The following is an 18315-nucleotide window of genomic DNA, read 5'->3' as shown; positions in this document are numbered from 1 at the left end:
TCATTCAGGCGACAGTATCTATGGTTCAGGTATCATGCGTAATTTGAGAGAAAATTTCCCCCCATCGACAGGAAATCGTGCAGAGAACGCTCAGGACCCGAAGCAGCCTCGCGGCCAGACGGGAAGCCCCAATCCTGCCAGCGATGATGCCTGGAAAATCCATTTTTCGCTCGGTGAAAATGTTCGCTTTACCCGCACACCGGAAGTCGAGCTTATGCGCCGCCGCGGTGAGGAACTGCCGAGCATCAATGAGCGTCCGCAGGCAAATGGCACCGCGGCTTCGCCAGCGGTCAGCGTTGAAAAGATTGCCGAAGATCAGCCCATGGCTGTTGCCGAACTTCAGAAAACCGTGTCTCAGGGCATGGTTCGTTCGCCGGTGGCGCCCGTTCCTCCTGCGATACCTGCGGTTCCTGTTGCTGTCGTCGCGCGCCCTGTAGAAGCCGCCCCGGAAGTTGTCGCTGTTGTGACCGAGCCTGCTAATCCGGCGCAGCCATCGGCGTTCACCTATCTTTCCGACTCCGCTTTCTGGGAAGGCTGCGGCATCGATACCGCGATTGTGCCTGCTGAGCCTCTCGTCTCGGCTGTGCCGGCAGAACCGCGAAAGCCTTTGCCGACGGTTGAATCCATTCTGGCGCAGTTCCGCATTCGCGAATGGAACAAGCAGCCGGAAGCGGTTGCCGAGGCTCCTGTTCAGCCTGTCGCGGAAACGCCGGTTGCCCCTGCTCCGGTTGAGGTGACTCCACCTGAGCCCGTTGCAGTAGCCAAGGTTGAAGCCCCCGCGCCACAGCCTGTCGTGACCGAGCCGGAGATCGCGCCCGAAGTTGCCGGTGAAGCCACCGAAGATGAGATCGTGCTGACCGTTCCAGAAGCGGAAGAGCATATCGTCGAGGAAGTGGAAGTTCCCGAGCCGGTCATTGAAGCGCCTGCGCCTGTTGCAAAAGCCGCGCCGTCGATTGCGCTTTACCAGCCGCAGCCCCTCCCCCGTGCGGAAGCGCCCGTCATTCACGGCGCCTATGAGTTCCCGCCGCGTGACCTCTTGCAGATGCCGCCCGAACAGGACGGAAATGTCATCACGCAGGAAATGCTGGAACGCAGCGCCGGATTGTTGGAAAGCGTGCTGGAGGATTTTGGCGTGCGCGGCGAGATCATCCATGTCCGCCCCGGCCCTGTCGTCACGCTCTACGAGTTTGAGCCGGCACCGGGCGTCAAATCCTCGCGCGTCATCGGCCTTGCCGACGATATTGCCCGCTCCATGTCGGCGCTTTCCGCCCGCGTTGCGGTCGTTCCGGGCCGTAATGTCATCGGTATCGAACTGCCGAATGCCAATCGCGAAACCGTTTATCTGCGCGAAATGATCGACAGCCGCACATTCGAGGCGTCGAACTATCGCCTGCCGCTTTGCCTCGGCAAGGGGATCGGCGGCGAGCCGATCATCGCGGAACTGGCGAAGATGCCCCATTTGCTGGTGGCTGGCACCACCGGTTCAGGCAAGTCGGTTGCCATCAACACGATGATCCTGTCGCTGCTCTACCGCTTCAAGCCGGAAGAATGCCGCCTGATCATGGTCGATCCGAAGATGCTGGAGCTGTCCATCTATGACGGCATTCCGCATCTGCTCACCCCGGTTGTTACCGATCCGAAGAAGGCCGTTGTCGCCCTGAAATGGGCGGTGCGCGAGATGGAAGAACGCTATCGCAAGATGGCCCGCCTCGGCGTGCGCAATATCGAGGGCTTCAACGCCCGCGCAGCTTCCGCCAAGGGCAAGGGCGAAACCGTGATGTGCACGGTCCAGTCCGGATTCGACAAGGAAACGGGTGAGGCTACCTATATCCAGGAAGAACTCGACCTGACGCCAATGCCTTACATCGTGGTCATCATCGATGAGATGGCCGACCTGATGATGGTTGCTGGCAAGGACATTGAAGGCGCCGTCCAGCGCCTTGCCCAGATGGCCCGCGCCGCCGGTATCCACCTCATCATGGCAACGCAGCGCCCGTCGGTCGATGTCATTACCGGTACGATCAAGGCCAATTTCCCGACCCGTATCTCCTTCCAGGTCACATCGAAGATCGACAGCCGCACCATTCTTGGTGAAATGGGTGCCGAGCAGCTTCTCGGTCAGGGCGACATGCTGCATATGGCGGGCGGCGGACGCATCGTCCGTGTCCATGGTCCGTTCGTTTCCGACGAGGAAGTGGAAAAGGTGGTCAACCACCTGAAGGAACAGGGACGCCCTGATTATCTGGCAACCGTCACGGAAGACGAGGAAGAAGAAGACGCAACGCAGGAAGCCGCGGTTTTCGACGCAACCTCCATGGGCTCGGAAGATGGCGACGATGTCTACGAACAGGCCATCAAGGTGGTGATGCGCGACAAGAAGTGCTCCACGTCTTACATCCAGCGCCGCCTCGGCATCGGCTATAACCGCGCCGCCTCCCTCGTCGAACGGATGGAGAAGGACGGACTTGTCGGCCCAGCCAATCATGTGGGAAAACGCGAAATCCTGACCGGAAACCGCGACTGACCATAGCGAGTTATGAAGAATTGAAGCCGGATCGCACCTGCGATTCGGCTTTTCTTCATGCTTTGCAATAGGTTGCAGACTGTTGCACCCCTGCGCTTGTCAAGATGTAAAATTTGGTTAATACTTAGTTCATTCGTACATTCTTAACAATCGGCCGAGATAGCTTCGGAAGCTGTCTCGCGCACAGAAGACAGGGAGAATGATCGATGAAAAGCATTATTATCGGTCCTGCCGCGAGCGATAAGGAACGCACAGTTACACAGCAGATTTTGCGGCGCATCCATGAGCAGATGCCGAAGCCTTCGGAAGACAAGACACAGGTTTGCAACGTATTGCGCCTGTCGAAGGGCGGCTATTCTCACCGCAGACGCAAAATCCATAAACTTGCCTGATAAGGAAACGATATATATTGAACTCTTGCTCAGCGCCACGCATTCAAAGCGAATGCGGCAGGCGCTGTAATTTTGACCGCCAGGCTGTTCAGCGCGGAAGATCGAGTGCGCTATAGAGTTCAGCGTCCTTTCCTTCACCGGTCATACGCTCCGCCAGAATTCGCCCGGCCGTCGGCCCAAGCGTGAAACCCTGATGACCATGTCCGAAATTCAGCCATAATCCCTTGTGTTGCGGGGCTTCCGCAACGACCGGCAGCATTCTTGGCATACAGGGGCGGCTGCCGAACCATGGCGTGTGCTCCACGGGTGCGCCTATATCGAAAAGTTCGCCTATGGCCTTGACAGACCTGTTCAATTGCTTGTGCCGTGCCACGCTGCCCAGAGGTGTCAGCTCGGCCCCGGTCAGGATGCGCAATCCGGCGCGCATCGGCGTTGCGACAGTCGAATTGCTAACGTCCAGAGCAGGCACCTCCGGTCCAGCGCCGGAAAAATGCTGATGGTATCCGCGCTTGATAACCAGCGGTATTTTATAACCGAAGGTGCGAAGGATTTCCGGGCTCCACGGACCGAGGGCAAGCACGGCTTGACGCGCACTATGAGGTCCTTCTGCCGTATCGATCTGCCAGCCGGAACCATCCTGCCGCAAGCTTTGCGCATCGCCGTGCAGGAAGACGCCGCCGCGCCTGACGAACAGGCTGGCATAGGACTGGACAAGCGCACCGGGGTCGGAACATGACCAGGGGTCGGTCCAGTGGATGGCCCCGGCGAGATCTGTCTTCAAGGCTGGTTCGGCAGTCCGCACGGCCTTGCTGTCCTCAATGACGCTTGCAACGCCAAATTCCTGTTTCTTCAGTTCCGCGTCACGCGCGGAAAGATCGAACGTTCGGGCAGAACGATGCAGCTCACGCAATCCGGTCCGCCTGATAAGGTTCTCAGCGCCCGACGCTTCGATCAGGGGCGCATGATCGTCGCTGGCGCGCCGGATCATGCGTGCATAGAACTGCGAAACCGTGCGGTGGCGTCCGGCTTCCGAGTTATGCCAGTAGCGCCACAACGGGCCGATTTGCCCCGGCATATCGCGAAGCCGCCATGCGACCTGATTATTGACGCCGAACGCCGCCTTCAACAGTTGCAGAGGTGCGCGGGGCAAGGCATATGGGCTGACGGCTTCGGTCTGGATAATTCCGGCATTGCCATAGCTCGTTTCCGCTCCCGGACCGCTTCGATCGACGAGAAGAACGGACCTGCCCCTTTCCTGCAAGGCGAGCGCAGTTCCGACGCCAACCATACCGGCACCCACAACGATGCAATCCGTCATCTTCATCTACTTTTCAGAAATGGTTCGATTCTCTTTCCGCCACTATGGAAAATCCGGCTCGCAGATGACAAGTTCAGCAATCACGTTCTTTTGTGGTTCTGCCCTTTATCGCCATTGCATTTTTGCTATAGAAGGCCACTTTCTCCCTCAGGCTCTGTGGCTGCCGTGATCGAAGGACAGGATGATGCCCTCCCCCCAAAACGAAAACCCCGTCCAGAAGACTTCCTCGCGTTTCTTCCTCGGCCTGATTTCGGTGCTGGGCGCGGTTTTCTTCGTTATATTCATGGGGCTCGGCATCTGGCAGGTGGAGCGCCTGCAATGGAAGCTCGATCTTATTGAAAGGGTCGATGCGCGAGTGCATGCCGAACCGGTCGCAGCGCCCGGAAAAGATGACTGGGCCAACGTCAACCAGAAGGATGACGAGTACCGTCATGTAACGCTTACAGGCACTTATCTGAATGACAAGGAAGTGCTGGTCCATGCATTGACCGAACGCGGTGCGGGTTATTGGGTTCTGACGCCAATGCGCTCGGCTGACGGCGCGCTGACTTTCATCAATCGCGGCTTCGTTCCGAGCGACAGGCGTGATCCGTCAGCACGGCAGGAAACGCAGATTGCCGGAGAGACCGCCGTAACCGGACTGTTGCGTATGCCGGAACCGGACGGGTTTTTCCTGCGCCCCAACGATCCGGCGCGTAACGACTGGAACTCGCGCGATGTTGCAGCCTTTGCGCAGAAGCTCAATCTGGGTCAGGTCGCGCCCTATTTCATCGATGCCGACGCAAATTCCGGTTCGGGAGCGCTTCCCATCGGCGGGCTGACGGTCGTGAAATTCCGCAACAGCCATCTTTCCTATGCAATCACCTGGTTCGCGCTTGCCGCCATGGTTGCCGGTGCCGCCATTTTTCTCTGGCGGCACGAGCGTAAATCATCAAACATGTAAGGCGTGACCGAGCGCCTTCATGCTGGCCTCGGCAAAACCCTCGCTCAATGTCGGATGCGCGTGGATCGTAGCCGCTATATCTTCCAGTCGCGCGCCCATCTCCACGGCTTGCGCGAAGGAGGATGAAAGTTCGGATATGCCGACGCCGACAGCCTGGATGCCAAGGATGAGGCGGTTATCTGCACGTGCGACGACGCGGATCATGCCGTCTTCTCGCTCGACGGTCATGGCCCGGCCATTGGCCTGGAACGGAAAGACGCCAACCTGAATTTCGCGACCGGCCTTGCGGGCCTCATCCGGCGACAGGCCGACAGTCACGATTTCCGGGTCGGTGAAGCAGACGGCAGGAATGCAGCGCTTGTCCCAGACCTGATTGCCGCCCGCGATGATCTCGGCCACCATCTCGCCCTGCGCCATGGCGCGATGCGCGAGCATTGGCTCACCGGTCACGTCGCCAATGGCATAAACGCCGCGCATGGAGGTGCGGCAACGCTCATCAATACGGATAAAGCGACCATCCATATCCAGCCGGATTTCGCTGAGGCCCCAGCCATCAGTCTGCGGCTTGCGGCCCACGGTAACGAGTATCTTGTCAGCCTCGATGGTTTTTGTGGCTCCATCCGCAGTCAGAACTTCCAGTCCGCTCTCGTCCTTCGACAATCCCTTGGCCGAAGTGCTGGTCAGGACTTCGATGCCGAGCGCCTTCAGGCGCGCCATGACCGGACGCGTGAGTTCCGCATCGTATTGCGGCAGGATACGGTCTGTCGCCTCGACCACGGTGACCTTCGCGCCAAGCTTGGCAAAGGCCGTGCCGATCTCAAGGCCGATATAGCCGCCGCCGACAATGGCGAGCTTTTCCGGCACCTTTTCCAGCGACAGCGCTTCGGTGGATGAAATGACCTTTCCGCCGAATGGAAGCGCCTGAATCTCAACCGGCACCGAGCCGGTCGCGATCACGATGTTTTCGGCGTGGATTGTCTGGCGGCCAGTGTCGGTTTCAACGAGAACGGTCTTCCCGTCGAGAAAACGCGCCTGTCCATGGAACATGCGCACACGCGACCGTTTCAGCAGTCCCGCCACGCCGCTGTTGAGGCGGTTGACGATGCCGTCTTTCCATTCGAGCGTTTTGGCAAAATCGATTGCCGGATTCTCGGCAGAAATACCGAGCGCGCCCTTGGAGGCGAAGACGGAAAGGCGGTGGAACTCATCGGCTGCGTGGATCAGCGCCTTGGACGGGATGCAGCCCACATTGAGGCATGTACCGCCAAGCCGCGTCTTCTCCACCAGCACCGTATCGATCCCAAGCTGGCCTGCCCGGATGCCGCAGACATAACCGCCGGGGCCGCCGCCGATGATCAGGAGTTTGCAGGAAATCTCGCTCATTCGATCAGCCTTCTACAAAAATCATCGCAGGCGTTTCCAGAAGGCTTTTCAGCTTCTGCACGAAAACCGCCGCATCCCAGCCATCGATCACGCGGTGGTCGAAACTGCATGACAGGTTCATCATCTTGCGCGGCACGAACTGCACCCCGTCCCACATTGGACGCACGGCCATCTTGTTGATGCCCACAATCGCGACTTCCGGACGATTGATGATCGGCGTCGTGGCTATTGCACCTAGAGGACCGAGCGACGTGATGGTGATGGTGGAGCCGGTCAGTTCCTCCCGCTTGGCGGTGCCATTGCGCGCCGCATCGGTAACGCGCGACAATTCGGAAGCTGCCGCAAACACGCTCATGCTTTCCGCGTGGCGCACCACCGGCACGATCAGGCCGTTCGGCGTCTGCGTGGCAATGCCGACATGCACGCCGCCGAACTGCCGGATGATGTCGGCTTCGTCATCGAAATGCGCGTTGAGGCCCGGCTGCTCCTTTACCGCTTTCACGATTGCCCGGATGATGAATGGCAGAAGCGTGAGGCGCGGACGCCCTTCCTTCTTTTCGTTATTGAGGCCGCTGCGCAGTTCTTCCAACTGCGTAACATCAACCTCTTCAACGATGGTGATATGCGGAATGTGGCGCTTGGCCTCCGCCATGCGTTCGGCAATCTTGCGGCGAAGACCGATGACCTTGATCTCGTTGACCGAGGTGTCGGTCGCATAGCCGGATAAAGCGGGCGGAGTGCCGGTTTCCTGCTGGAAATAAAGGTCGAGATCATCATGCGTGATGCGTCCCGCCGGACCGGTGCCGCGAACCCGGCGCAGATCGACGCCCGCATCACGGGCGCGCAGCCGGACGGAAGGCGTCGCAAGCGGCTTTTCACCTTCCTGACGAACCGGGCCAGCGCCGGAGAATGGGCGGCTTGCGGCTTCGCGCTTAGGTGCTGCGGGTTTCGGAGGAACCGGCGTCTGCAACAGAACAGGTGCTTCCGTGACTGGTGCCGGTTGCGGTTTGGCTGTTTCAGCCTCAGTCGGAACCGGTTTTTCCTCAGTCTTTTCTTCCGTCGCCGTACCCTCGATCTCCAGTCGGACCAGTTCGGACCCGACCGCGATCTTCTCGCCTACCTCGCCATTGATAGCGATAACCTTGCCGCCGCGTGATGAGGGAATTTCCACCGTTGCCTTGTCGGTCATGACGGCTGCGAGAAGATCGTCCTCGCGCACGATATCGCCAACCTTCACATGCCATTCGACAAGTTCGGCCTCGGCAACGCCTTCACCAACATCGGGGAGCTTGATCGTAAAATGTGCCATGTTTCCCTCCCCTCAGGCTTCCATGATCGATGTAAGCGCTCGGCCCACGCGGTCCGGACCGGGGAAATAAGCCCATTCCTGCGCATGCGGGTAAGGCGTATCCCAGCCGGTGACACGGATGATCGGCGCTTCCAGATGGTAGAAGCAATCGCGCTGCACGAGTGCGGCAAGTTCCGCGCCGTAGCCGCAGGTCAGTGTCGCCTCGTGCACGATCACGCAACGCCCTGTCTTCTTGACCGACGCCATGATGGTTTCGGTGTCGAGCGGCAGAAGTGTGCGAAGATCGATTACCTCCGCGTCAACGCCGGTTTCCTCGGCGGCGGCGAGCGCCACATGAACCATCGTGCCATAGGCGAGCACCGTCACGTCGCTCCCTTCACGGCGGATAGCGGCCTTGCCGAGCGGCACGGTGTAGTAGCCTTCCGGCACATCACCGAGATCGTGTTTTTTCCAGGACGTCACCGGGCGGTCATGATGCCCGTCGAAAGGCCCGTTATAAAGGCGCTTCGGCTCGAACATGATAACCGGGTCGGGGTCTTCGATCGCCGCCAGCAGCAGGCCCTTTGCATCGGCGGGCGTGGATGGCATGACGGTCTTGAGGCCCGATACGTGGGTAAACAACGCTTCCGGGCTCTGGCTGTGCGTCTGCCCACCATAAATGCCGCCGCCGGACGGCATGCGGATGACGATGGGACAGGTGAACTCGCCCGCCGAGCGATAGCGCAGGCGCGCCGCTTCCGAAACGATCTGGTCATAGGCCGGGTAAACATAGTCCGCAAACTGCACTTCGATACAGGGGCGAAGGCCGTAAGCGGCCATGCCGATGGCGGTGCCGACGATGCCGAGTTCGCTGATCGGCGCGTCAAAGCAGCGTTCCTTGCCGTATTTCTTCTGGAGGCCAGCCGTGCAGCGGAAAACACCGCCGAAATAACCCACATCTTCTCCGAACACGACGACGTTTTTATCGCGTTCCATGGCGATATCGTGGGCGTTCTGGATCGCCTCGATCATGGTCATTTTCGTCATGGATTAAAACCCCGCTTCCTGACGCTGGCGGATAAGATGCGGTGGCGTTTCAGCATAGACATCCTCGAACATGTCGCGCATGGATGGCTTGCGGCCGTCGTGCAGCGTACCAATGGCTTCCGCCTCGCGCTGTGCTGCCACCACCAGATCCATCACCTCGGCTTCGGCCTGCTTGTGACGCTCGTCCGACCAGACGCCGCGCCTGATAAGATGGTTTTTCAGCCGCAGGATCGGGTCGCCAAGCGGCCAGGCGTCGCTTTCGGCCTTGGGGCGATAGGCGGATGGATCATCCGAGGTCGAGTGTCCGCCAGCACGGTAGGTCACATATTCAATAATGGTTGGCCCGAGATTGCGCCGGGCGCGTTCCACCGCCCATTTTGCAACCGCATGGACGGCCAGATAGTCGTTGCCGTCGACACGGAGCGCCGGAATGCCGAAACCGTGGCCGCGTGCGGCGAAAGTGCCGGACCCGCCGCGTGCAATGCCCTGAAAGGTCGAAATCGCCCACTGGTTGTTGACGATATTCATCACCACCGGAGCCTTGTAGGTCGAAGCAAAGACCAGTGCCGCGTGGAAATCGCTTTCGGCAGTCGAACCATCGCCGATCCATGCGGCGGCAATCTTCGTGTCGTGGCTGATGGCGGATGCCATGGCCCAGCCGACGGCCTGCGTATATTGCGTGGCAAGATTGCCGGAAATGGTGAAGAAGCCGTGCTCCTTCGAGGAATACATCACCGGGAGCTGACGCCCTTTCAGCGGGTCGTGCTCGTTGGAGAAAATCTGGTTCATCATGGTGACGAGCGGATAATCGTCGGCAATGAGCAGTCCGGCCTGACGATAGGTCGGGAAATTCATGTCGCCCTTGCGCAGAGCCTTGCGGAAAGCGCAACTCACCGCCTCTTCGCCCAGATGCTGCATATAGAACGAGGTTTTGCCCTGACGCTGAGCCATCATCATGCGCGCATCGTAGGCGCGCAGGATCATCATGTGGCGAAGGCCTTCTTTCAGTTCGTCGTCGGTGAGCGTCCCCGCCCACGGACCAACCGCCTCGCCATCACGATTGAGTACGCGAATGATGCTGAACGCCAGATCGCGCATTGCTTCCGGCTTTTCGTCGATTTCCGGTCGCCGGACACTGCCCGCACGCGGGATTTTGACATGGGAGAAATCCGGCGCGTCACCCGGACGCCATTCCGGCTCGGGAACATGCAGGGATAGTACGACATCATCGCTCATGCGGGGAACCCTCGAAACTGGCCTCGCCACTGGCCTCGCGAATTTACAGAATGTCGAAGGGGGGAATTTCAAACTGGTTCCGGATCCCCGGACCCGCTTTCGGCGCGTCAATATCACGCCGCCGATCTTGCTCCTCCCATGCGACATGGCGCCGATTTCCTCCTTCGGCACCATCCGCATTCAGGGTGGAACGGGTTCAAAAATAAAGCAAGATTATTTTTCGTGCCCCTTGGCACTCTTTCGTGAAACGGGTTCGCTCCTACCCTGACCAGGGGCGAGCTCCATTGGACGAAACAAGCTTAGTTCCACGATTTAAAAGGGATTTCAACTCGAATGTTTAGCATCCCGATACCGCAACATTATTGCTTTTGATTGACGATAACGTCAGTACCAATTGGTACTATTCCGGCTCGTTCGAGCCATCCCGCCATCACTGACGATACCGCGTGAGGCGTTTTGTCCATATAGGCCCGGCACGAATTGCAGCCACCGGACGACGCCGATTCTCCAAAAGAAAAGCCGCACCCGCGAGGGTACGGCTTCAATAGAAACTACGACATTTGGGTCTAGCGGATCGCCTTGCCGTTCGCATCGAACCGATGCACCTTGCCGTCATCGGGTGTGATGAAGATCACGTCGTCTTCATTGTAGTGATGCTCGCCGAAGAGCCGCACTGTGATCAGACCCGCTGCTTCTGTTTCGACGTAAAGGATCGTGTCGGCGCCAAGATGTTCGGCATGGATGACCTTGCCTTTCCATCTGCCGCTGTCGCGGCTGACGGAAATATGCTCAGGCCGGATACCGACCGTCTTCGCCCCGGCGTCGCCGATGCGGGTGCCGTCAACGAAATTCATCTGTGGCGAACCGATAAAGCCCGCGACAAAGAGATTGTCCGGCTTGTTATAGAGCTCCATCGGCGAGCCGACCTGCTCGATCCGGCCGGCATTGAGAACGACGATGCGGTCGGCCAGCGTCATGGCCTCGACCTGATCGTGCGTGACATAGATCATCGTCGCCTTGAGTTCGCGGTGCAGCTTGGCAATCTCGAGCCGCGTCTGGACGCGAAGTGCTGCATCGAGATTCGATAGCGGTTCATCGAACAGGAACAGCTCCGGTTCGCGCACAAGTGCGCGGCCAATTGCAACGCGCTGGCGCTGGCCACCCGACATTTCGGCCGGACGCCGGGCCAGATAAGGATCGAGCGACAGCATCGCGGAGGCCTTGGACACGCGCGTTTCGATTTCAGCCTTGGGCGCGCCTGCCTGCTTGAGTCCAAGCCCCATATTGTCCTTGACCGACAAATGCGGGTAAAGCGCATAGGACTGGAACACCATCGCAATGCCGCGCTTGGAGGGCGGCGTGACGGTTACGTCCTCACCATTGATGAGCACCTGACCGGAGGAAACGTCTTCCAGGCCGGCAATGGAACGCAGCAGCGTTGACTTGCCGCAGCCGGAAGGTCCGACGAAGATGATGAACTCCCCATCCTGCACTTCCAGATTGATGTCTTTCAGGACTTCCTGCGCACCGTAGCGCTTGTGTACCGATTTGAGTAGCAGCGATCCCACGTATCAAATTCCCTTATAGCTTTACCGGCTTGCCGGTGCGCACGCTTTCATCCGCTGCAAGGCAAATGCGCAGCGATTGCAGCGCGTCATCCATATGGCGGTTGAGATCGATATCCTCGCGGATGGCCTTCAGCATGTAGGCCTGTTCGCGTTCGCAAAGTTCCTGATGCCCCGGTTCGTCGGCCATGGACAGATCAGTGTCAGGCTTCAGAAACTTGCCGTCAGTCCCTCGCTCGGCGCGATGAACGCGAATGGTCGAGGTTTTCGTATGCGCGTCCACATCGTCAGATTTGGTCACGGCCTCGTTCATGACGATCGACACGCAGCCATTGGGTGAAATCACATCTTTCACGAAGAAGGCGGTCTCTGACATCATCGGACCCCAGCCCGCCTCATACCAGCCCACCGTGCCGTCATCGAACAGCACTTGCAGATGGCCGTAATTATACATGTCCGGCTTGATCTCGTCGGAAAGACGCAGGCCCATGCCGCGCACTTCGACAGGCTTAGCATCGGTAATCTGGCACATGACATCCACATAATGCACGCCGCAATCGACGATTGGCGATGTGGTGTTCATCAGGTTCTTGTGGGTTTCCCAGGTCGCGCCGCTCGACTGCTGGTTCAGGTTCATGCGGAAGACATAAGGTCCGCCAAGCTGGCGCGCTTCCGAGATCAGCCGCATCCACGACGGATGATGGCGCAGGATATAGCCGATGACGAGCTTGCGCCCGTTGGCCCTCGCGCAGTCGATCACGCGGCGCGCATCTTCGACCGTCGTCGCAAGCGGCTTTTCCACGAAGACATGCGCGCCCTGCTCCATCGCCGCGACAGCATAATCCGCATGGCTTTCCGAATAGGTGGCGACGCAGGCGAGATCCGGCTTCAAATCCTTCAATGCTTCGTGGAAGGAGGGATGGATTTCATAACCCGCCAGTTCGTCCGGAACCGCGACCTTGGTGCGATTGACGAGGCCGACGATCTCGAAGCCGGGATTGCGGTGGTAGGCCAGCGCATGGCTGCGGCCCATATTGCCGAGACCGGCAGAAAGTACACGGACAGGATTTTGCATTGCAGAACTCATTTTACAGCCCCCGCGGTAATGCCGCGGATCAACTGCCGCGAGAAGAGAACATAGAGGATGAGGATCGGGAACATCGCCAGCGAAAGGGCCGACAGGACGGCATTCCAGTTGGTGACGAACTGACCGATGAAAAGCTGCGAACCGAGCGTTACCGTCTTGGTGGCTTCGCTTGGCGCAAGGATCAGCGGGAACCAGAGGTCATTCCAGATCGGGATCATGGTGAAGACGGCGACCGTTGCCATGGCAGGCCGGATCAGCGGCAGCACCAGCTTGAAGAAGATCGCATATTCAGACATGCCATCTATTCGCCCGGCATTTTTCAAATCGTCGGACACGGTTCGCATGAATTCCGACAGGATGAAGATCGCGAGAGGCAGTCCCTGCGCGGTATAGACGAGGATCAGCGCCGTCAACGTGTTGACCAGACCGACCGCCACCATGCCCTGCAGCAATGCGACGGTGCCGAGCCGGATCGGGATCATGATGCCGATGGCGAGATAAAGCCCCATCAGCGTATTGCCCTTGAAGCGGTATTCAGCGAGCGCGAAGGCCGCCATCGCCCCGAACAGGATCACAAAGAAAATGCTGACGACCGTGACAATGGTGCTGTTCTGGAAGTAGGTCAGAAACGAGCCCTGCTTCAGAACGGTTTCATAACCGATGAGGCTGAAACTTTCCGGTGTTGGAAACTGTAGCGGCGTGCGGAAGATCGCATTGCGGTCCTTGAAGGAATTGATCAGCGTCAGCGCCACCGGAAATACGGCGATCAGCATGTAGAAGATCAGAGCCGCATGAACGAGCGTGGTGCGAATGGGCGATGTGCGTGCTTTCGACATGATCTCGTCCTCAGAACTGGTAGCGGCGCATGCGGCGCTGTATGCCGAACAGATAGAGCGACACGCCGGCCAGAATGATGAGGAACATCACGGCGGCGATGGTTGCACCCATTGACGGATTGCCAAGCTGCAGCTGGAAGCCGAAGAACGTGCGATAAAGGAATGTGCCCAGAATATCCGTCGATTTGTCCGGTCCCGCCAGCGCGCCCTGCATCGAATAGATGAGGTCGAACGCATTGAAGTTGGCAACGAAGGTCATCACCGAGATCAGGCCGATGGATGGCAGGATGAGCGGCAGCTTGATCTTGAAGAACTGGCTCCAGCCGGTAATGCCGTCACATTCCGCCGCCTCGATGATTTCATCGGGAATATTGAGAAGGGCCGCGTAGATCAGCATCATCGGAATGCCGACGAACTGCCAGACCGAGACGAGCGACACCGTGATGAGAGCCGTATCGGCCTTGCCGAGCCACGGGCCGAACAGCCATTTCAGGCCTACCAAATCCATCATCCATGGGGCCACACCCCAGATCGGCGACAGGATCAGTTTCCAGATAAAGCCAACGATGACGAAGGACAGCAGCGTCGGAAGAAAGATCGCGGTGCGGTAGAAGGCAGAAAAACGCAGCTTCGGCAGGGACAGCATTGCCGCCAGCAAAATGCCGATGGGGTTTTGAACGAGCATGTGAATGCAAAAGAAAATGACGTTGTTTTTCAACGCATTCCAGAAATCACGCGACCAGTTCGGATCGCCGAAAAGCGCCTGAAAGTTTGCAAAGCCTACGAAAGTGCGCTGTCCGTCGACGACATTGAAGAATGCCTGCCGCAAGGTCTCGATCAGCGGCAGCACCATCACGGCCGTATAGATGAGGACGCAAGGCAGGAGAAATACAAGTATATGCCAACGCCTCGGGCGTTTGTGCACGATACCTGTCATGTCGGCAGATTGGCTCATATAGGCATTCGCTCTTCAAGAGCATTTCCGGCAAGCACATGAACTTGGCGGTCGGAAATGCGTAAAACCGATGACTGGCGTTCTCGTTCGAAAGGGTTCGTGCGAACCGGAGAGAGCCGCAGCTCCTCCTCTCCGCACGCTCGCGTCATTTTTAAAACTGACACGGAATGCTCCGAAAGCAAAATGGCATGTCGATACGCCAGACGAAAAGATATGGGCGGCGCGCCCCCGCGATCGCCGCCCATGAAGCCCAGCGTTTTTACTTCGCAGGCTTGTACCAGCTGTCGAGGCCTTCCTGCAGCTTCTTCGCAGCATCTTCCGGCGTTACCGTGCCGTTGATGACATTGGCCGACTGAACCCAGGTTTCGTTTTCGAGGTTCGGCGTGCCACGCGACAGAATCTGGTAGGTCGAGCGAATGGTCGGCTTGCACTTTTCGCGCCAGGAAACAAATTCCTGCGCCAGCGGATCGCTCATCTTCACCGCCGTCGAGTTCAGGCTGAAGAAGCCCGGCAGCGCGTTGGCGTAGATTTCTGCGAATTCAGGCGAAGCAACCCAGTTCAGGAACACCTTTGCCTGTTCTGCGTGCTTGCTCGAAGCGTTGAGGCCGAGGCCGATGTCGTTGTGGTCGGAGATGTAGCAGGTGTCGCCTGCATTCTTGACCGGCGGCGGGAACGCGCCCATCTTGAACTGCGCCTGCGTGTTGAACAGGCCGATTTCCCACGAGCCAGCCGGATAGATGGCCGCACGACCGAGCGTGAACAGGTTCTGGCTGTCCGGATAGGTCTGTGCCTCGAAACCGTCGCCCAGATAGTCCTTCCACTTGGCGAGAACCCTGAAAGGCTCGACCCATGGCTCATCGGTGAGCTTCTGCGTACCGGCGATCAGAGCCTTGCGGCCTTCTTCACCCTTCCAGTAGGTCGGTCCGATGTTCTGGTAGCCCATGGTTGCGGCTTCCCACATATCCTTCGTGCCCATGGCCATCGGAATGTAGTTGTCGTCTGCCTTGATCTTTTCGAGAACCTCAAAGAATTCGGCTTCCGTGGCCGGAGCCTTGAGACCCAGCTTGTCGAAAGCTTCCTGATTATAGATGAAACCATGAATGACCGAAGCCATCGGCACGCAGAAGGTCTTGGAACCGTCGTCGGTGGTCCAGGCGGACTTGGCGACATCGGAGAAGTTCTTCATGCCTTCCAGATCGGTGAGATCCGAAAGCTTGCCCTTGTTGAACAGTTCGAGCGAGGTGTCGAAAGGACGGCAGGAAATGAGGTCCCCGCCCGAGCCCGCGTCGAGTTTGGCATTGAGGGCCGCATTATATTCGGTAGGCGCGCTCGGCGCGAAATTGATCTTGATGCCAGGATTCTTGGCTTCAAAGGCCGGAATGATCTTTTCCTGCCAGATCTGCAGATCGTCGTTACGCCAGCTTTCAACCGTCAGCGTAACGTCTTCGGCCAGCGCAGCCGATCCCGACGCCAGAAGCGTGGAACCCAGCAGCATGAGTTTCAACGTATTACGAACCATTTGACCTTCTCCCGTTTTTTGAGCGCGGATGCGCAAAAGAGGCGAAAGCACGCCAGACCGTTCGGTGCGATCATTCCTCGCGTTACAGGAAAGGCACCGGCCCCCGCCGGTAATCTCCCTCCCAATTCCGCGTGACCTCGCCCTCAGCGGCCCACAGCGACATTGCGCTCCCCTTCTGCTGAAATTAATGCCAAAAACGTACCAATTGTCCAGAGAAGTTTACAACTTTCGCGCAGAAAAATTTAAAGCAGTCTTTTTTCTCAAGTTCTTTCAAGGAATTAATCAATTTTTTCACAAGCCGACAAAACTGCTTGGTTAATGGTATTTTTTTGGTATCTTCAAGCTGGAGGTATCTTCATGACTGAATTCTTCATTGGCGTTGATGGCGGCGGCACGGGATGCCGCGCTGTCGTGGCGGGTAGCGATGGTGCGATTCTGGGTTCAGGGCGCAGCGGCTCTGCCAATATCGTCACCGATCCGCAGACGGCGTTGATCAATGTGATCGCGGCGATCGACAACGCTTTTGAGGATGCCGGGCTGGACAAGGTGCACTATGCGACCAGTCACGCGGTTCTGGGCCTTGCGGGCGGAAATGTCGAGGGCGCGGGCCTTCCGATAGAACGCGGCCTGCCTTTCGCGCATTCGGATGTGGAATTTGACGGCGTGATCGCGCTTCAGGGCGCACTTGGCGATCAGGATGGGATCGTCGCCATTCTTGGCACTGGTACGGCCTATATCACACGCCGGAACGGCCGCATTCAATCGGTCGGCGGCTGGGGTTTTCCCTTGGGCGACCTCGGCAGCGGCGCGCGGCTCGGCCAAAGCCTGCTGCAGGAAAGCCTGCTGGTGCATGACGGCATTCATCGGCGCACACGTCTGACGACCGATCTCCTCGATGAGTTCGACAATAATCCGGACAATCTGGTCGAGTTTGCCTGGACGGCAAAGCCCGGCGACTTCGGCAAATATGCTCCGCGTGTTTTCCAGTATGCGAGCGAAGGCGATGAAACGGCGCGGATGCTGCTGGAGCGTTCCGCCGGTTATATCAGCGAAACGCTCGACATGCTGATCAACCAGGGTGCGGAACGCATCAGCCTGCTCGGCGGCATGGCGCCGCTTTATGTGGAATGGCTGCCGCCCCATCAGCAGCAACTTCTCGTCAAGCCTGCGGCGGATGCCCTGACGGGCGCTCTTCAGCTTGCCCTCAAGCGATATGGACCGCAAAATGGAAAGGCGCGCGAATGAGCGGAAATTTCAGCGCTTTCCTGCCCAAGAACCTGCAAGGTTCCGCCCCCTCTTCCGGAGGGCCGCTTTACATGCAGCTGCGCCAGTCGCTGGAAGCCGCAATCCGCGCCGGACAGCTGGTTGACGGCGAAGCCCTGCCGCCGGAACGCGACATTGCCGAATATGCCAGTATCAGCCGTGTCACGGTGCGCAAGGCCGTGGACGACCTGGTGAAGGCCGGGCTTCTCGTGCGCCGTCACGGTTCAGGAACTTTCGTCGTGCGACCGAGCGAGCGCGTGCAGCAGTCGCTTTCCATGCTGACCTCCTTCACGGAGGATATGGCGCGTCGCGGCATCACCACGCAGTCCAAATGGCTGGAACGCGGTCTTTACTATCCCTCGCCTGAGGAAATGATGAAGCTGGGCGTTTCCTCGGAAACCCGCGTTGCACGCCTTGGCCGCCTGCGCATGGCGAGCGATCTGCCGCTGGCCATCGAAAGGGCCAGTCTTTCAAGCGAAATCCTGCCCGACCCGGATGCGGTCAAGGGTTCGCTCTATGCCGAACTGAGCCGCACCGGATTTCGCCCCGTTCGCGCTGTGCAGCGCATCGCTGCCTGCAACATAAAGGACCCTGATGCGCGGATTCTCGGCGTCAAGGAGGGAGACGCAGGCTTGTCCATCGAGCGGATTTCCTATCTGCCGTCTGGCCGCGTGGTCGAATTCACGAAATCGCTCTATCGCGGCGATGCCTATGATTTCGTGGCCGAACTCACAATCCCCCAACCTTGAGCCGATAATATCAATGAAAACGGCCCGTTTCCGGGCCGTTTTGTTGCATATCACTGGTGTTTCTTGCCTTCGCGAGCCAGATCCGCAGTCGGATCTGCTGACAAGCGCTTGCGCGCCCGGTCATCCATCAGCTCGTACCACATGGCGTTGAGCACGGCGAAAGCGGCTGCAAGCGGAAGCCCCAATAACCAGGAAAAATACCACATATCG

15 protein-coding genes and 2 pseudogenes are annotated in these 18315 nt (G+C 58.6%); 6 read left to right on the top strand and 11 right to left on the bottom strand.

Going from position 1 to position 18315, the window contains the following annotated elements; all coding sequences use genetic code 11:
• Window positions 1-34: 34 nt before the first annotated feature.
• From J9800_RS22300 to J9800_RS01520, 3 genes and pseudogenes are all read left to right on the top strand, one after another.
• Window positions 35-413: pseudogene (locus tag J9800_RS22300) on the top strand (DNA translocase FtsK); the annotation flags it as partial.
• Window positions 414-496: 83 nt separating this feature from the next.
• Window positions 497-2524 (top strand): annotated as a pseudogene (locus tag J9800_RS01525) (DNA translocase FtsK); the annotation flags it as partial.
• A gap of 206 nt (window positions 2525-2730) precedes the next feature.
• Window positions 2731-2916 carry a hypothetical protein gene (locus J9800_RS01520; RefSeq protein WP_006468822.1) on the top strand — a complete coding sequence of 62 codons (186 nt, stop codon included), beginning with the start codon at window positions 2731-2733 and terminating at the stop codon, window positions 2914-2916.
• Window positions 2917-3004: 88 nt separating this feature from the next.
• On the opposite strand, the gene J9800_RS01515 is transcribed toward J9800_RS01520, so the two are convergent.
• Window positions 3005-4234 (bottom strand): NAD(P)/FAD-dependent oxidoreductase, encoded by a 1230-nt coding sequence (locus J9800_RS01515; RefSeq protein ID WP_114215073.1) that lies wholly within the window; start codon window positions 4232-4234, stop codon window positions 3005-3007.
• Between the two features lie 184 nt (window positions 4235-4418).
• On the opposite strand from J9800_RS01515, the gene J9800_RS01510 reads away from it, so the two are divergent.
• Complete coding sequence (locus J9800_RS01510; RefSeq protein ID WP_502696704.1) at window positions 4419-5177, top strand: SURF1 family protein; 759 nt, start codon at window positions 4419-4421, stop codon at window positions 5175-5177.
• Here the strand turns inward: J9800_RS01510 and lpdA are convergent.
• From lpdA to J9800_RS01465, 9 genes are all read right to left on the bottom strand, one after another.
• On the bottom strand, window positions 5166-6560 hold the full coding sequence (lpdA, locus tag J9800_RS01505; RefSeq protein WP_114214977.1) for a dihydrolipoyl dehydrogenase: 1395 nt from the start codon (window positions 6558-6560) through the stop codon (window positions 5166-5168). The two genes, J9800_RS01510 and lpdA, sit on opposite strands and share 12 nt — an antisense overlap.
• A 4-nt stretch (window positions 6561-6564) precedes the next feature.
• Window positions 6565-7869, bottom strand: a complete 1305-nt coding sequence (locus J9800_RS01500; RefSeq protein ID WP_114214978.1) for a dihydrolipoamide acetyltransferase family protein — start codon at window positions 7867-7869, stop codon at window positions 6565-6567.
• A gap of 12 nt (window positions 7870-7881) precedes the next feature.
• Window positions 7882-8895, bottom strand: coding sequence for an alpha-ketoacid dehydrogenase subunit beta (locus J9800_RS01495; protein ID WP_114214979.1), 1014 nt, complete (start codon window positions 8893-8895; stop codon window positions 7882-7884).
• 3 nt (window positions 8896-8898) lie between these two features.
• Window positions 8899-10131, bottom strand: coding sequence for a 3-methyl-2-oxobutanoate dehydrogenase (2-methylpropanoyl-transferring) subunit alpha (locus tag J9800_RS01490; protein WP_112589147.1), 1233 nt, complete (start codon window positions 10129-10131; stop codon window positions 8899-8901).
• A 566-nt stretch (window positions 10132-10697) separates the two neighbouring features.
• Window positions 10698-11699: an ABC transporter ATP-binding protein gene (locus J9800_RS01485; RefSeq protein WP_112589143.1), complete on the bottom strand. Its 1002-nt coding sequence runs from the start codon at window positions 11697-11699 to the stop codon at window positions 10698-10700.
• Between the two features lie 13 nt (window positions 11700-11712).
• On the bottom strand, window positions 11713-12783 hold the full coding sequence (locus J9800_RS01480) for a Gfo/Idh/MocA family protein (RefSeq protein WP_114214980.1): 1071 nt from the start codon (window positions 12781-12783) through the stop codon (window positions 11713-11715).
• The gene (locus J9800_RS01475; protein WP_112589139.1) at window positions 12780-13619 is read right to left on the bottom strand and encodes a carbohydrate ABC transporter permease; all 840 of its coding nucleotides are present in this window, start codon (window positions 13617-13619) and stop codon (window positions 12780-12782) included. Before J9800_RS01475 ends, J9800_RS01480 begins: the two co-directional genes overlap by 4 nt.
• Window positions 13620-13629: 10 nt before the next feature.
• Window positions 13630-14574: a carbohydrate ABC transporter permease gene (locus tag J9800_RS01470; RefSeq protein WP_112589137.1), complete on the bottom strand. Its 945-nt coding sequence runs from the start codon at window positions 14572-14574 to the stop codon at window positions 13630-13632.
• Window positions 14575-14833: 259 nt separating this feature from the next.
• Complete coding sequence (locus J9800_RS01465; protein WP_114214981.1) at window positions 14834-16093, bottom strand: ABC transporter substrate-binding protein; 1260 nt, start codon at window positions 16091-16093, stop codon at window positions 14834-14836.
• 357 nt (window positions 16094-16450) lie between these two features.
• Here J9800_RS01465 and J9800_RS01460 point away from each other — a divergent pair, with 357 nt between their 5' ends.
• Together J9800_RS01460 and J9800_RS01455 are read left to right on the top strand one after the other, a co-directional pair.
• Window positions 16451-17338: a glucosamine kinase nucleotide-binding domain-containing protein gene (locus tag J9800_RS01460; protein WP_114214982.1), complete on the top strand. Its 888-nt coding sequence runs from the start codon at window positions 16451-16453 to the stop codon at window positions 17336-17338.
• Window positions 17335-18105: a GntR family transcriptional regulator gene (locus J9800_RS01455; protein ID WP_112589132.1), complete on the top strand. Its 771-nt coding sequence runs from the start codon at window positions 17335-17337 to the stop codon at window positions 18103-18105. The genes J9800_RS01460 and J9800_RS01455 overlap by 4 nt, the downstream gene beginning before the upstream one ends.
• 50 nt (window positions 18106-18155) lie before the next feature.
• On the opposite strand, the gene cydX is transcribed toward J9800_RS01455, so the two are convergent.
• Window positions 18156-18311 (bottom strand): cytochrome bd-I oxidase subunit CydX, encoded by a 156-nt coding sequence (gene cydX / locus J9800_RS01450; protein ID WP_114214983.1) that lies wholly within the window; start codon window positions 18309-18311, stop codon window positions 18156-18158.
• Window positions 18312-18315 lie beyond the last annotated feature (4 nt).

It is taken from the genome of Ochrobactrum sp. AP1BH01-1 (assembly GCF_018066705.1).
Taxonomy (GTDB): Bacteria; Pseudomonadota; Alphaproteobacteria; order Rhizobiales; family Rhizobiaceae; genus Brucella.
This window is presented reverse-complemented; position numbering and strand designations above follow the sequence as displayed.

Coding starts and splice junctions, on each gene's coding strand:
- J9800_RS01475 (WP_112589139.1), bottom strand. CDS start 13,619: ATGTCGAAAGCACGCACATCGCCCATTCGCACCACGCTCGTTCATGCG.
- J9800_RS01520 (WP_006468822.1), top strand. CDS start 2,731: ATGAAAAGCATTATTATCGGTCCTGCCGCGAGCGATAAGGAACGCACA.
- J9800_RS01480 (WP_114214980.1), bottom strand. CDS start 12,783: ATGAGTTCTGCAATGCAAAATCCTGTCCGTGTACTTTCTGCCGGTCTC.
- J9800_RS01515 (WP_114215073.1), bottom strand. CDS start 4,234: ATGACGGATTGCATCGTTGTGGGTGCCGGTATGGTTGGCGTCGGAACT.
- J9800_RS01460 (WP_114214982.1), top strand. CDS start 16,451: ATGACTGAATTCTTCATTGGCGTTGATGGCGGCGGCACGGGATGCCGC.
- J9800_RS01470 (WP_112589137.1), bottom strand. CDS start 14,574: ATGAGCCAATCTGCCGACATGACAGGTATCGTGCACAAACGCCCGAGG.
- J9800_RS01465 (WP_114214981.1), bottom strand. CDS start 16,093: ATGGTTCGTAATACGTTGAAACTCATGCTGCTGGGTTCCACGCTTCTG.
- J9800_RS01455 (WP_112589132.1), top strand. CDS start 17,335: ATGAGCGGAAATTTCAGCGCTTTCCTGCCCAAGAACCTGCAAGGTTCC.
- lpdA (WP_114214977.1), bottom strand. CDS start 6,560: ATGAGCGAGATTTCCTGCAAACTCCTGATCATCGGCGGCGGCCCCGGC.
- J9800_RS01495 (WP_114214979.1), bottom strand. CDS start 8,895: ATGACGAAAATGACCATGATCGAGGCGATCCAGAACGCCCACGATATC.
- J9800_RS01500 (WP_114214978.1), bottom strand. CDS start 7,869: ATGGCACATTTTACGATCAAGCTCCCCGATGTTGGTGAAGGCGTTGCC.
- J9800_RS01490 (WP_112589147.1), bottom strand. CDS start 10,131: ATGAGCGATGATGTCGTACTATCCCTGCATGTTCCCGAGCCGGAATGG.
- J9800_RS01510 (WP_502696704.1), top strand. CDS start 4,419: ATGCCCTCCCCCCAAAACGAAAACCCCGTCCAGAAGACTTCCTCGCGT.
- cydX (WP_114214983.1), bottom strand. CDS start 18,311: ATGTGGTATTTTTCCTGGTTATTGGGGCTTCCGCTTGCAGCCGCTTTC.